The following is a 13,945-nucleotide window of genomic DNA, read 5'->3' on the forward strand; positions in this document are numbered from 1 at the left end:
CATCCTTCGGGCGGCGGAAGCATCTGTGGCTGATGGTTCATCAAGTTCTTGAAAATGAGAATCATTTGCATTAAGATACCGCTCTGCGCCAGCTAAGCCGTTCTACCGGAAGCCAGCTTTCGACTGACTCCCGACTGGAACACCATGAACGCCCTGACTGCGCGCCGGCCCCTGCTGCCGGCTCTCCTGCTGTCCGCGCTGAGCCCGCTGGCTCAAGCGCAAAACGCATCGCCATCCACAGGCACCACCACCACCGCGCTTGGCGAAATCCTCGTCACCGCACCGCGTGACGACAACGTTCGCACGGTTGGCACGACCACCACCTTCACGTCTGACGACCTGACCCGCCAGGGCGCGCAGAACATGCAGAACATCGCCCGCTATGCGCCATTGGTCAGCGTGCCGAACGGTGCCAGCGGGTCCGGCAGCGTGTGGGACAGCACCGGCAACACGGGCTTCAATATCCGTGGCATCGATGGCAACCGTGTCAGCATGGACCTGGACGGCATCGCGCTGCCCGACGCGGCACCGAAGCCGGACGGCTCGACGCTGAACAGCTTCGGCATCGGCCGCGACTATTTCGATCCGGAGACCTTCCGCGAAGTGACCATCGTCTCCGGCACCACGGCCAGCGGTCCCGGCACGCCGGGCCTGGGCGGCGCCGTGCAGTTCGTCACCAAGGCGCCGGAAGACTATGTCAGCGCCGACAAACCCGTGTACGCCGACTACAAGTTCGGCTACGACGGCTCGAACGAGATGCGCATGCATGCGGTCACCGGCGCAGCGCATGCCGGCAACCTGCAAGTGCTGGCGCTGCTGGTGCACCGCGACGGCAAGCTGCTGGAATCGGCCGGCAATGCAGTGCTCAATCCGGACGACTGGAACTCCGATGCGCTGCTGGCCAAGCTGGCATGGTCGCCGGGAGCGGGCCACAAGCTCACCGCCACCGTCGATGCCTACCAGGCCAGCCACCAGCGCGAATACATCAACAAGACCAGCGCGCTGTATCCGGCCGGCGTGGCGCAGGATTCGACCACGCGCCGCAGCCGCTTCAGTCTCGACCACCGGTTCACCAGCAGCACCGCGCTGTTCGACCGCCTCGATTCACGCCTCTACGTGCAGAACTCGAAGGTGCAAGACCATACCGACGGGGTGTACATCAGCACCGGCCAGCGGACGCAGCGCGCCATCGACACGGGCTACTTCAACGACACCCGCGGTTTCACGAGCGACGCCGTGAAGCAGGTGGGCGCGCACAAGCTCTCGTACGGCATCAGCGCGGAAAACGGCGAGATCCGGCGGCCGTGGTACGAGGACCGCATCGTGCTGGCGACCGGCGCGCACCAGATCACCAGCAAGAACCGCATGGCCGATACGGACACGACGAAGTTCGCCGCCTACGCGCGCGGCGAAGTGAAGCTGGCCGAGCGCCTGACGCTGACGCCGGGCCTGCGCTACGACTGGCGCGAGCTGAAACCGAAGAACCTGCAGACCTATGTGGTCGCCGTGCCGGCCGCGCAGAGGGAAGTGGTGGAGCGCCGCGACGATGTCGTCACGCCCAGCCTCGCGCTGACGTACCTGCTCACCCCCGAGCTGGAAGTGTTCGCGAAGTACACGCGCGGCACGCGCCTGCCCACGCCGGCCGAACTGACGGGCACCTACGACTCGTTCAGCTACACGGGCGCCGGCACCGGCTATGCCGTGCTGGGCAATGCCGCGCTGAAGAAGGAGACCAGCAACGCGTTCGAGCTGGGCATCTCCGGCCACCCGGTGCGCGGCCTGACTCTGAGCGGATCGCTGTTCCACACGAAGTACGACGACTTCATCGAATATGCCGCGCAGCCGCCCGACCCGGTGAACTATCCGACGATCGTGCAGGGACTGTTCCGTCCCGAGAACGTGGCCGATGCGAAGAGCTGGGGCGCCGAAGCCACGGGGCGCTTCGATTTCGGCGCCTGGAACGGCGCGCTCGATGGCGCCAGCCTGCTGCTGGCGGCGGGCGTCCAGCACAGCAGGGCGCGCAACAACGACACGGGTGCCGAAAGCGAACTGGCGTCGACCTTGCCGCGCAAGGTCAGCGCCACGCTGGCCTGGGACGATCCGGGCAAGCGGGGTGGCGGCGCGCTGTCCATCTTCAACGTGCGCGGCAAGCAGGCCGGCAGCGACGTCGTCACGAGCGTCAACGGCCCGCGCTTCGCCGTGCCCGGCGCCACCGTGGCCGATCTCACCGCCTACCTGAACATCGGCACGCATGCCGTCATCACGGCCGGCGTCTACAACCTCGCCGACAAGACCTACTGGGACTACGCCTCGTCGCGCAGCCTGGCCGCCGGCACCACGGCCGCCACGCTCGCCGACATCGGGCGCCAGGCCCGCCCGGGGCGCCATGGCGCCGTCACGCTGAAACTGATCTACTGAGGAGAACCGGATGAACCAACCGAAAATGCCGCAACCGAACATGCCGCAACTGAGCATGCCGGAACTGAACACGCCGCGACCGAAAATGCAGCGGCCCAACGCACATCCGCCGAAAATGCCTCAGCCGAAAATGCCTCAGCCGAAAATGCCTCAGCCGAAAATGCCTCAGCCGAAAATGCCTCAGCCGAAAATGCCTCAGCCTGAAATGCAGCAGCGGAATGGGCACCACTGGAAGTCGTCCGCGGCTTGCGTGCTGGCGCTGGCCGGCGCGCTGTTCTTCACGCACGCTGCCGCGGCCACGCTGGCCGAACGCTGGACCACGCTGAGGACCGAGCAGCCGAAGCTCGGCATCCGCGACGCGGCGCGCACGCTGGGCGTGTCGGAGGCGGAACTGCTGGCGACCGGCATCGGCACGACCGCCACGCGCCTGGCCGACACGGGGCATGCGCCGCGGGAGATCATGCGCCGTGCGCTCGACCTGGGCAAGGTGCTGGGCCTGACGCGCAACGAGAACGGCGTCATCGAAGTCACCGGCGTCGCTTCCCGCCTGCCGGAAGCGAAACAGGGCGATGACGGTGCCCGGGACGCCGAGAAGGAAGCCCGCGAACTGAACATTGCCGGCGGCTACCTGGGCGGACCGATCGACCTGCGCTTCCACTTCGCCCACTGGAAGCATGCGTTTGCCGTCGTCCAGCCGGGCAAGGATGGCACGGTGTCCCGTAGCCTGCAGTTCTTCGATGCATACGGCACCGCCGTGCACAAGGTCTACCTGAAGGACGACACGAAGGTGGCCGTGTTCGACAAGCTGGTGGCCGACTTCCGCCATCCGGCGCAGGACGGCAGGCTGGCGGTCCTGGCCGCGCCACTGAAGGCGGCGGACAAGCCGGATGCGTCGGTCGACGTGAAGGAGTTCCGGCAGGCCTGGCAGGAGATGACGGACGTGCACCAGTTCAACCGCATCGTCGCCGAGTTCAAGCTGTCGCGCGAGCAGGCGCTGCGCCTGGCACCGGCCGGCGCGGCGCGGAAGGTCACGCCGCAGGCCGTGCGCCAGCTGCTCGAAGGGGCGTCCGCGAAAGGGATCGCCATCATGGCTTTCCTCGGCAACCCCGGCGTTACGCAGATCTACAGCGGCAAGGTGGGCAAGGTGCAGGAAGCCGGCGGCTACTTCAACGTGCTTGATCCCGACTTCAACCTGCACCTGCGCGACAAGGCGTTCCGGGCCGGCTACGTGCTGCAGCGCGCCGGCGTGACTTCGGTGGAGTTCTATGACGACGGGGGCGACCTGGTCGTCACGTTCTTCGGCGTGCGCGAACGGGGCAAGCCGCAGCCGCCGGCGTGGATCGAGCTGGCCAGCGGGCTGCCGAAGGGGTAGGGGCGCTGCAACTGCGGCAGCCCAAGCAAGGCCGCCGCCGCCTCCGGTTTTCAAGCGCCGCGCCCGCACAGCCGGTTGTCAAGCGCCGCGACCGTTCCGCCGGTTTCATGCGCCGCAGCCGCTCAGCCGGTTCTCATGCGCCGCGACCGCTCAGCCGGTTCTCATGCGCCGCGACCGTTCCGCCGGTCTTCAAGTGCCGCGGCCGATCAGGGAATCAGCCGCTCGCGCTTGAGCCGCTCGAACAGGTCGAAGAAGGCCTCGGGCGTGCTCTGGTATTCCAGGAACCCGGCCTTGCGGCTCTTCGTCATGTCGGTGATGACTTCCATTGGCCGGCCCAGGTCGGCATCCGTGTGCCACCACGAGGCCAGGCGCGTGACATCCGGCTCGGCGAGGCCGTGCTGCTGCGCGATCTCGCGCCACAGGGCCGGCGCATACTGCATGCGGGCTTCGAGAGGGCTGGTCTCGGCCGGCAGTGGTGCCGCTTCCACGCCGAAGTAGTCGGCCAGCTTCGGCCACAGCCACTGCCAGCGGAACACATCGCCATTGACGACGTTGAAGTCTTCGTTGCGGCCGGCATCGCTGGTGGAGGCCCACAGCAGCTGCTTCGCCAAGAGGCGCGCATCCGTCATGTCCGCCAGGCCCTCCCATTGCTGGCGACTGCCCGGGAACACGAACGGCTGGCCCGTGTGCTTGCACAGCGTGGCGTAGACGGCCAGCGTCTGCCCCATGTTCATGGCATTGCCGATGGCGAAGCCGATGATCGTGTGCGGCCGGTGCACGCTCCACGTGAAGCCGTACTGCCGCGCCGCGTCGAACACGCGGTCTTCCTGCTCGTAGTAGAAATTGGCCACGTCCTGCCGGCCCTGCTCCTCGCGGAACGGCGTGACGGGCACGGCGCCCTTGCCATACGCCTCGAACGGGCCGAGGTAGTGCTTCAGGCCCGTCACCAGCGCCACGTGCTGCACGGTGCCGGCCGGGCCGACCGCATCCAGCACGTTCCTGACCATCGCACCGTTGACGCGGATGTTTTCTTCCTCGTTCGCCTGGCGCGACCAGGCCGTGATGAAGACATGGGTGGGATCCACGCCGGCCAGGGCGCCTGCCACATCGGAGGACGTGAGGTCGGCGCTGATCTGCTGCACGCCCGGCACGCCCGGCGTACGGCCGCGCGAGACACCGTGCACCTGCCAGCCTTCGGCCAGCAGCCGCTCGGCCAGCGCGCTGCCGACCACGCCGCTGCTGCCAATGATGAGTGCCTTGTTCGTCATGCTGTTCTCCTGGTGGACAAAGCACGACTGTAGCGGAAACCTAGCCGGCAGGCGTCGCCCGCGGAAGCGGTGCGGCGCCGCACGATACGAATGGGCACGCGTCAGCCGGCGACCGCCCGCATCCCCAGCGCCGGATCATCGGTGAAGAAGCCGTCCAGCCCCAGCTGCAGGTAGCGCCGCATCTCGGCCACCGAACCGGCCTCGTTGCGGGCATTGTCGCCGGCGCCGTCGCGGAAGTCGGCGGCCATGAAGCGGTTCTCGGGACGGAACGTCCACGGTTCCACGCGCAGGCCGGCGGCGCGCGCATCGGCAACGATCGCGGTGGGCGCGGCCAGCCGGCCATCGGCGCCCCAGGGGATCAGCGCACGGGTCGGTGGCGCGAAGGTGTCGGCATACTGGGCCACGTCGCGCAGGCCGGCCGGTGTCGCCATCTGCGCGAAGGTGAGGGTGCCGCCGGCCGCCGTCACATCGCTCGGCCTGACATTGCCCACGCCGACCAGCTGCATCAGCCGCAGGTTGGCGCGCCTGCCCAGCTTCTCGCGCAGGTAGCGCAGGTTGGCCACCTCGAACGACTGGATCTCGACGGGTGCGCGGCGGGTGTATTCGTGCGCGGCCAGGGTGGCGATGAAGCGGTCCTCCAGCGGCAGGCCCACGCGGGCAAAGTACGTGGAGTGCTTCAGTTCCGGCACCAGGCCGATGAGGCGGCCCGTCGTGGCCGATTGCGCGGCCACGAAGTCGATCACCTCCTCGAACGTGAGCACCTGGAACATGCCGTCGTACTGCGCGCTGCCGGGACGGGCCTGGGGAATGCGTTCGATGGCGCGCAGCGTCTTCAGCTCGGCCAGGGTGAAGTCGTCCACCCACCAGCCGTCATGCGCTTCGCCGTCGACCGTCTTCCTGGCGCGGCGGCTGGCGAATTCGGCACGCCCCGCCACGTCCGTCGTCTCGGACAGGAAGGCTTCGTGGCGCGCCACCAGCACGCCATCCTTCGTCGAGACGAGATCCGGTTCGACATAATCGGCGCCATCGGCGATCGCCTTGGCGTACGACGCCAGCGTGTGCTCGGGCCGCAGCGCCGAGGCGCCCCGGTGCGCGAACACCAGCGGGCGCCCCGCGGCGGCGGGCACGCTGGCGAGGGCCGTGGCCGGCAGGAGCAGGGCGCCTGCCGTGGCAGCACCCGCGGCGATGAACGCGCGGCGCGACAGGTAACGTTGCACCGTCATTTGAAATCCGCCATCAGGGTCACGAAGCCCTGGCGCGGGGCGATCGGGAAAGTGTTGTAGGTCTTGTCCGCCGCACCGACGACCACGTTCAGGTCGCCCTGCCGGTCGGCCAGGTTCGTCACGTTGACGCGGTAGCGGGCGTTCTTCACCCAGCCGCCATCGAGGAACGGCAGCTTGCCCGACACGCCCAGGCCCAGCAGGAAGTAGCTCTTCACGGACAGGTCATTCGTATAGGTGGCGTAGCGCTTGCCCACGTAGTCGCCGGACAGCTGGAACTCCGTGTCCGCCACGTTCAGCGAGGCGATGAACTTGTTCATCCATTCCGGGCTGCCCGGGATGCGCTTGCCGGCCGTGGCCACGGTGTCCTTGCCATTGCTGTAGTTGTCGTCGTACTTCGATTTATTGTACGACACCGCGTCGTAGAACGAGAACGTGCGGCCGAAGTGGAACGTGCCGGACAGGTCGATGCCGTCCATCTTCACGCTGCCCACGTTGGCCAGCACCGGATTGCCGCCGATGATGGACGAGATCACGGGCGTAGGGCTGATGGTCAGCAGGCGGTCCTTGAAGTTCACGTGGTAGACGTTGACCTGGCCGTCGAAGCCGGTCAGCACGCCGGCATCGAAGGTGCGGCTCGAGCGCAGGCCGGCCTCGAACGTGACGGAGGTTTCCGGCTTGGCGGTGGCCTTGAACAGGTCGAACGCGGCCTGGCTGGCCAGGCTCCACGGCGACGCGCCACCACCGCCATACGTGACGAACTGGCGCATGTTCTTCTGCACGTTCACGAACGCCTGCTCGCGCGGCGTCACGTCCCAGCGCGCGCCCAGCTGCGGCAGGAACCATTTCTTCGTGTCGATATCGCCTTCCGGCAGCGCCGGCGAATTCCCGGAAATCGCGCCCGGCTTCGGTTGCACCGGCATCATGCCGCGCGCGAACTGCAGGCTGGACTTGAAGCCGCCCTGCACCACGAGGTCGGGCCGCACGCGCCATTCGTCCTGCAGGTGCAGCTGCACGACCTTGTTGTCGATTTCGCTGCCGTACTGCGTGATCAGCGGGTTCTCGGGACGGTCGTACGGCGAGCTGGGGTTGTTCACGTCCAGCGCGTACCAGCGGCGGTAGGCCTGCGACTCATTGTGCTCGAACCACAGGCCGCCCTGCACGGTGTGGTTGCCGATCTCGCTGCGCAAGGTGGACAGCCAGCCGGTGCGGTTGATCTGGTACTCGGTGGTGCGCGTGGCATAGCCCGAATTGCCGAACACCTGCTTCAGGTTCTGGTTCGGGTAGTAGATGGCGAACAGCGCGGGCAGGCCGGCCACGCCGATCGGGCCGGCGACCACGCCCACGCCGTCGTCGTAGTGGTAGTACACCTGGTTCGACCAGGTGGCGCTGTCGGACAGGTTCCAGTCGTACTTCACGTAGCCCAGGTAGTCCTCGCGCTGCGCATCGCTGTAGTAGTTGCGGTAGTTGTTGCCGTCCGCCGCGGGCGTGGCGCCGGTCGGCGACAGGTAGCCCAGCGCCAGGTTGAAGTCCGGATACGTGAACGGCCGCGTATAGGGCTGGAATTTTTCGGTGGCCGAACGCACCGTGCTGTCCTCGTTCGGCTCGATCTTGTCGCTGTAGTTGAAGAAGACGGTCAGGCGGCCGCTGGCGTTGTCGTTGACGAACTTGGCATTGAGCTGGTCGCCGCCCTGGCGGCCCTGGAAGTCCCAGGCACGCGCTTCGTGGTGGAGGGCCGAGACGTAGAAGCTGCTGTCGCCGGATTGGCCGCTCATTTTCCCCGAATCATAGCGCAGGAAAGTGCGCGACGTCTTGTGGCTGCCGACGGTCTGCTGCGCAGCGAGGCCGCGCGTGGCCAGCGGGTCGGCCGAGAAGGTCTCGATCGTGCCGCCCAGGTTGCTGGTGGACGCCGTGGCCAGGTCGCCCGCGCCGGACGACAGCACCACGCCGCGCACGTTTTCCGAGATCACGGCGCGCTGCGGCGACAGGCCGTTGTAGTTGCCGTACTGCTGGTCGCCCAGCGGCACGCCATCCATCGTGTAGCCCAGCTGCTGGCCGGAGAAGCCGTGCACGAACAGCGACAGGTTCTGCTCGTTGTTGCCCCACGGGTCGGCCGTCTGGAAGCTCACGCCGGGCAGCGTTTGCAGTGCCTTCAGCGGATTGGTGCCGGGCAGGATCTTCTGGATCTCGTCGCTCTTCAGCGCCACGGAGGAGCGGGTGCGGCGCGAAGCCACTTCCACGGTGGCCATCGGGCCGGCCGCCGCCGCGGCGCTTTCAGTTCCTGCATCACTGCCGGCACCGCTCTCCGCCACGGGGGCGGCGGCGGTTTCCATCGCTGCCACGGCGGCCGCCACTTGTTGTGCCATCGCCAGCGGCGTCAGGGCCAGGCTCGCCAGCACGGCGGCCTTGATCTGCTTCTTCATCGTCTGCTCTTCGTTCGGTTGTTATTCGTTGGGGAAAATGCAACGAAGCGCAGCGTAGCGGGGCGATATGACGGGGCGATGACGACGGGATGACAGCAATATGACGGGCAAAACAAAGCCCGCCGGGCGGGGGCGCGGCGGGCTCGTTCGCTCAAGCGGATTCTCAGTGCTTGGCTTCGCTCGGATGGATCAGCGCTTCGGCCGGTGCATCGCTGGCGAACAGCTGCGCGCAGTCGACGGCATCGTAGTCATAATGCTTGCCGCAGAAATCGCAGTTCACGCCCAGCTCGCCCTGTTCGGCCAGCGCTTCCTCCACTTCCTGCTGGCCCAGCATCTTCAGCATGTTGCCCACCTTTTCACGCGTGCAGCTGCAGAAGAATTCCGGGTGCGCGGGATCGAACACGCGGATCGTCTCTTCCCAGAACAGGCGCTGCTGCAGCACGTCGATGGTGGTGCTCAGGATTTCCTCTTCCTTCAGCGTCATGCCCAGCATCACGGCGCGGTTCCACGTCTCCAGCGCTTCTTCCTGGGACAGCGGCGCCGCTTCGGCCTTGCCGCCATGCAGCGGCAGCTTCTGCAGCAGCAGGCCGCGCGCCACGTCGTCGCTGGCGGCCAGCCACAGCTTCGTGTCCAGCTGTTCGGAGCGCAGCATGTAGTGTTCGATCACGGTGGCCACGTCCTCGCCGTCAAGCGGCACCACGCCCTGGTAGGGCTGCTGGCCCGGCACCTTCTCGGCCGGATCGAGCGTGATGATGAAGCGGCCGCGGCCGCCCTGGTTCAGCAGTTCCGTCAGCGTGGCGTCGTCCGGGATCGGCTCGTCGCCGACCAGCTTGGCGGTGGCGCGCATGCGCAGCTGCGAATCGCATTCCACGACCAGCAGGCGGATCGGGCCATCGCCATGGATCTGCATCACGATCGAGCCGTTGAACTTCAGGTTGGCGGAGAGCAGGGCGGCGGCGGCCACCATCTGGCCCAGCAGGCGCTTCACGGCCGCCGGGTACTGGTGGCGCGACTGGATCTCGCGCCACGTGGCGGAGATGTCCACCAGCTCGCCGCGCACGGCAGCGTTCTCGAAAATGAATTTTTGCAGCGTATCCTGGGTCATGCGTTATCCGATCTTTTTCAAAGTTGTCTTGTATTGCCCGGCGCGTTCCACATAGCCGGCGGCGATCGCCAGCAGGCGCGCGCCGTCTTCCGCCGTCAGTTCGCGCACGGCCCGGGCAGGGGAGCCGATGATCAGCGTGTGGTCCGCAAACTCCTTGCCCTCCGTGACGAGGGCGCCGGCCCCCACCAGGCAGCCGCGGCCGATCTTGGCGCCGTTCAGGATCACCGCCTGGATGCCGACCAGCGCGCCATCGCCGATCGTGCAGCCATGCAGCATCACCTGGTGGCCGATCGTCACGTCGCGGCCGATCGTGAGCGGGTAGCCCATGTCCGTGTGCATCACGGTGTTTTCCTGCACATTGCTGTTCGCGCCGATGGTGATGCGCTCGTTGTCGCCGCGCAGCGTGGCGCCGAACCACACCGAGCTGTTCTCCGCCAGCGTCACCTTGCCGATCACATGGGCGCTGTCGGCCACGAAGGCGCTCGCGTCGATCTCGGGCGCGTCGCTGCCCAGCTGGTAAATGCCCATCGGCTGGCCTTTCGGAGAGGGAATATTGGCGATATTTTACGCCCTCCCTTCCCCGGAGCCGCTGGAAAAAAAGCATTAGAACGGTCGTGCTAATATGCGGTTGCCCTGCGGCTTGCGAAACCGAAGGTCCGCATGTGGCGCCGCGGCACCGGTTTTCAAGGCCGCGCTTACCCGAGAGCCATCGATGACCCCATCCCGTTCCGAATTCCTCACCGTGCGCGGCCTGCGCACCCACGTCCGTCACTGGGGCCGCGACGGCGCGCCCAAGCTCTTCATGCTGCATGGCTGGATGGACGTGGGCGCCTCGTTCCAGTTCGTCGTCGACCATCTCGAGGGCGACTGGCACGTGATCGCGCCGGACTGGCGCGGCTTCGGCCTGACCGAACGGTCCGGCGCGGACACCTACTGGTTCCCCGACTACCTGGCGGACCTGGAAGCGCTGCTGCTGCACTACCAGCCGGAAGGACAGGTGGACCTGGTGGGCCACAGCATGGGCGGCAATATCGCCGGCATCTATGCGGGCGTGCGGCCGGCGCGCATCCGCAGGTTCGTCAACCTGGAGGGCTTCGGCCTGAAAAGCGCCGTGCCGGAGGATGCGCCGGGGCGCTACGCTACTTGGCTGGACCAGTTGCAGGCGCCGCCCGAGATGCGTGGCTATCCGACCCTGCAGGCCGTGGCGGCGCGGCTGCAGAAGACCAACCCGCGCCTGACGGACGAACGGGCCGCCTTCCTGGCGGGCCACTGGTCGGCGCGGAATGCCGCCGGCGAGTGGGAAATCCTGGGCGACCCGGTGCACAAGCGGGCCAGCCCGCTGCCGTACCACGCGGACGACATCATGGCGTGCTGGCGGCGCATCACGGCGCCCGTGCTATGGGTGGAGGCGGCCGACACCAATATGTGGCTGTGGCTGGGCGGCCGGGAAGCGGGCCGCCTGGAAGTGGACCGGCGCATGACCAACCTGGCCGACGTGACAGCGAAGATGCTGCCCGATGCCGGCCACATGCTGCACCACGACCAGCCGGCCATGCTGGCGGCGCTGCTCGACGACTTCCTCGGCCGGGGCCGGTGAGGGCGACAGGCGCCGCGCAGGCAGCGTACAATGACGCCTCATGAGCACCCAATCCACCATGCTGAAAGTCGACCTGCACTGCCATTCGAATGTCTCCGACGGCGTTCTCGCGCCGGCCGCGGTGGCACGCCATGCGCGCCAGGCGGGCGTGGATGTGTGGGCGCTCACGGACCATGACGAAGTGGGCGGCATCGCCGCGGCCCGTGCGGCGGCGGCGTCGGAAGGCATGCGCTTCGTCCCGGGCGTGGAGATCTCCATCACGTGGGGCGGCGAGACGGTGCACATCGTGGGCCTGCAGATCGACGAACATAATCCGGCGCTGCTGCAGGGCCTGGCCGACACCCGCTCCGGGCGCGACGCGCGCGGCCGCGAGATCGGCGTGCAGCTGGCCAGGGCCGGCATCCCCGGCGCCTACGAAGGCGCGCTGGACTTCGTCGACAACCCGGCGCTGATGTCGCGCACGCACTTCGCCCGCTTCCTGGTGCGCGAGGGCTATTGCGCGAACACGCCGGAAGTGTTCCGGAAGTACCTGAGCGAAGGAAAACCGGGCTACGTGCCGCACCGCTGGGCCACCCTGAAGGAAGCGCTGGGCTGGATCCACGGCGCCGGCGGCATTGCCGTCATCGCCCACCCCGGCCGCTACCGGTTCACGCCGCTGCAGCAGGGCGCCCTGTTCGACGAGTTCAAGGCCCTGGGCGGCCGCGCCATCGAAGTGGTCACGGGCAGCCACACGCCGGACCAGTATCCGGTCTACGCGCAGCTGGCCAATGCCTACGGCTTCCTGGCCTCGCGCGGCACGGATTTCCATGCGCCCGGCGAGGCCCGCGTGGAATTCGCCGCGCTGCCGCCGCTGCCGGCCAATGTCACGCCGGTCTGGCACGACTGGTTTTAAGACGGCTTTAATTCCCGCAGGCCAATATTGGCAGGCGGCACGCTTGTATTTTCCACGAATAACCTTACATGAATCACGGCCTTTTTTGACCGGAGACTCGCCATGAAACGCATCATTCTGTTTATCGCCACCAACCTCGCCGTGATGCTGGTGCTGTCCATCGTGCTGTCGCTGCTCGGCATCGGCCGTCCCGGTGCGGGTGGGCAGCTGGAGATGGGCGGCCTGCTGGCGTTTTCGCTGGTGGTGGGGTTCACGGGTTCCATCATCTCGCTGCTGCTGTCCAAGCCGATGGCCAAGTGGACCACCGGCGCGCGCGTGATCGATGCGCCGCAGAATTCCACCGAGCAGTGGCTGCTGTCCACCGTGCAGGGCCTGGCCGGGCGCGCCGGCATCGGCATGCCGGAGGTGGCCGTGTATGACGGCGAGCCGAATGCCTTCGCCACCGGCGCGTTTAAAAACTCCGCGCTGGTGGCCGTGTCCACCGGCCTGCTGCAGTCGATGAACCGCGAGGAAGTCGAGGCGGTGCTGGGCCACGAGGTGGCGCACATCGCCAACGGCGACATGGTCACGCTCACGCTGATCCAGGGCGTGGTCAACACCTTCGTGGTGTTCTTCGCGCGCATCGTCGGCTTCTTCGTGGACAAGGTGCTGCTGAAGAACGAGGAACGCCGCGGCCCCGGCTACATGATCACCGTGTTCGTCTGCGAGATCGTGTTCGGCCTGCTGGCCTCGATCATCGTGGCCTGGTTCTCGCGCCAGCGCGAATTCCGCGCCGACGCCGGCTCGGCCAAGCTGCTGGGCAGCACCCGCCCGATGCAGAACGCGCTGGCGCGCCTGTCCGGCGTGGAACCGGGCGGCCTGCCGCAGAACATGGCCGCGTCCGGCATTTCCGGCGGCGGCGGCTGGTCCGCGCTGTTCTCCACCCACCCGCCGTTCGAAGAACGCATCGCCGCATTGCAGGCACTCAGGTAAGCCCGGAACCCATGGCACAATATTTCGAGATCCATCCCCAGAACCCGCAGGCCCGCCTGATCAAGCAGGCGGCCCAGATCATCCACGGCGGCGGCGTCGTGGCGATCCCCACCGATTCCTGCTACGCACTGGTGTGCCACGTGGACGACAAGGCGGCCGTCGAAAAGCTGCGACGCATCCGCGGCATCGACGAGAAGCACCACCTGGCGCTGCTGTGCCGCGACCTGTCCGAGATCGGCGTGTATGCGCGGGTGGACAACAAGCAGTTCCGCACCTTGAAGGCCGCCACGCCGGGGCCGTTCACGTTCATCCTGGAGGCCACGCGCGAGGTGCCGCGCCGGCTGTCGCATCCGTCGCGCAAGACCATCGGCCTGCGCGTGCCGGAGTCGCCCATCGCGGAAATGCTGATGCGCGAGCTGGATGAACCGCTGATCTCGTCCACGCTGATCCTGCCCGGCGAGACGGAACCGCTGAACGACCCGGAGGAGATCGAGGCCCGCATCGGCAAGCAGATCGACCTGATCATCGATGGCGGCGCCTGCAGCATGGAGATGACGACCGTCGTCGACCTGTCCGGTGCCGAGCCGACGCTGGTGCGCCTGGGCCGCGGCGACCCGGCCGTGGTCGGGCTGTAGCACCCGTCCGGACCGAACCGCAGCCGGCCTCGGTCCGGCGATC

General features: G+C 67.3%; 11 protein-coding genes. 6 read left to right on the top strand and 5 right to left on the bottom strand.

The window, feature by feature from the left end:
- Positions 1-144 precede the first annotated feature (144 nt).
- Both IP91_RS21325 and IP91_RS21330 read left to right on the top strand, forming a co-directional pair.
- The gene (locus IP91_RS21325) at positions 145-2,418 is read left to right on the top strand and encodes a TonB-dependent receptor domain-containing protein (RefSeq protein WP_145651740.1); all 2,274 of its coding nucleotides are present in this window, start codon (positions 145-147) and stop codon (positions 2,416-2,418) included.
- 205 nt (positions 2,419-2,623) lie between these two features.
- Complete coding sequence (locus IP91_RS21330; protein ID WP_145651742.1) at positions 2,624-3,790, top strand: hemin-degrading factor; 1,167 nt, start codon at positions 2,624-2,626, stop codon at positions 3,788-3,790.
- A gap of 206 nt (positions 3,791-3,996) precedes the next feature.
- Here the strand turns inward: IP91_RS21330 and IP91_RS21335 are convergent, their stop codons facing one another.
- The 5 genes from IP91_RS21335 to IP91_RS21355 form a co-directional block, all read right to left on the bottom strand.
- Positions 3,997-5,058: an SDR family oxidoreductase gene (locus IP91_RS21335; RefSeq protein ID WP_145651744.1), complete on the bottom strand. Its 1,062-nt coding sequence runs from the start codon at positions 5,056-5,058 to the stop codon at positions 3,997-3,999.
- Positions 5,059-5,159: 101 nt separating this feature from the next.
- Positions 5,160-6,281, bottom strand: a complete 1,122-nt coding sequence (locus tag IP91_RS21340) for a glycerophosphodiester phosphodiesterase (RefSeq protein ID WP_145651746.1) — start codon at positions 6,279-6,281, stop codon at positions 5,160-5,162.
- The gene (locus IP91_RS21345; RefSeq protein WP_145651748.1) at positions 6,278-8,701 is read right to left on the bottom strand and encodes a TonB-dependent receptor; all 2,424 of its coding nucleotides are present in this window, start codon (positions 8,699-8,701) and stop codon (positions 6,278-6,280) included. Before IP91_RS21345 ends, IP91_RS21340 begins: the two co-directional genes overlap by 4 nt.
- 163 nt (positions 8,702-8,864) lie before the next feature.
- Positions 8,865-9,806: an Hsp33 family molecular chaperone HslO gene (gene hslO / locus IP91_RS21350; protein WP_145651750.1), complete on the bottom strand. Its 942-nt coding sequence runs from the start codon at positions 9,804-9,806 to the stop codon at positions 8,865-8,867.
- A 3-nt stretch (positions 9,807-9,809) separates the two neighbouring features.
- The gene (locus IP91_RS21355; protein ID WP_145651752.1) at positions 9,810-10,334 is read right to left on the bottom strand and encodes a gamma carbonic anhydrase family protein; all 525 of its coding nucleotides are present in this window, start codon (positions 10,332-10,334) and stop codon (positions 9,810-9,812) included.
- Positions 10,335-10,518: 184 nt separating this feature from the next.
- On the opposite strand from IP91_RS21355, the gene IP91_RS21360 reads away from it, so the two are divergent.
- The 4 genes from IP91_RS21360 (at position 10,519) to IP91_RS21375 (ending at position 13,902) form a co-directional block, all read left to right on the top strand.
- Entirely contained in the window at positions 10,519-11,403 is an 885-nt protein-coding gene (locus tag IP91_RS21360; protein ID WP_145651754.1) for an alpha/beta fold hydrolase, read from the top strand.
- A gap of 58 nt (positions 11,404-11,461) precedes the next feature.
- Entirely contained in the window at positions 11,462-12,295 is an 834-nt protein-coding gene (locus IP91_RS21365; RefSeq protein ID WP_145651924.1) for a 3',5'-nucleoside bisphosphate phosphatase, read from the top strand.
- 102 nt (positions 12,296-12,397) lie between these two features.
- Positions 12,398-13,267, top strand: a complete 870-nt coding sequence (htpX, locus tag IP91_RS21370; protein WP_145651756.1) for a protease HtpX — start codon at positions 12,398-12,400, stop codon at positions 13,265-13,267.
- Between the two features lie 11 nt (positions 13,268-13,278).
- On the top strand, positions 13,279-13,902 hold the full coding sequence (locus IP91_RS21375) for an L-threonylcarbamoyladenylate synthase (protein ID WP_145651758.1): 624 nt from the start codon (positions 13,279-13,281) through the stop codon (positions 13,900-13,902).
- The last annotated feature ends 43 nt before the right edge of the window (positions 13,903-13,945 follow it).

Origin of the sequence: Pseudoduganella lurida, assembly GCF_007830455.1 — a bacterium.
GTDB lineage: Bacteria > Pseudomonadota > Gammaproteobacteria > Burkholderiales > Burkholderiaceae_D > Rugamonas > Rugamonas lurida.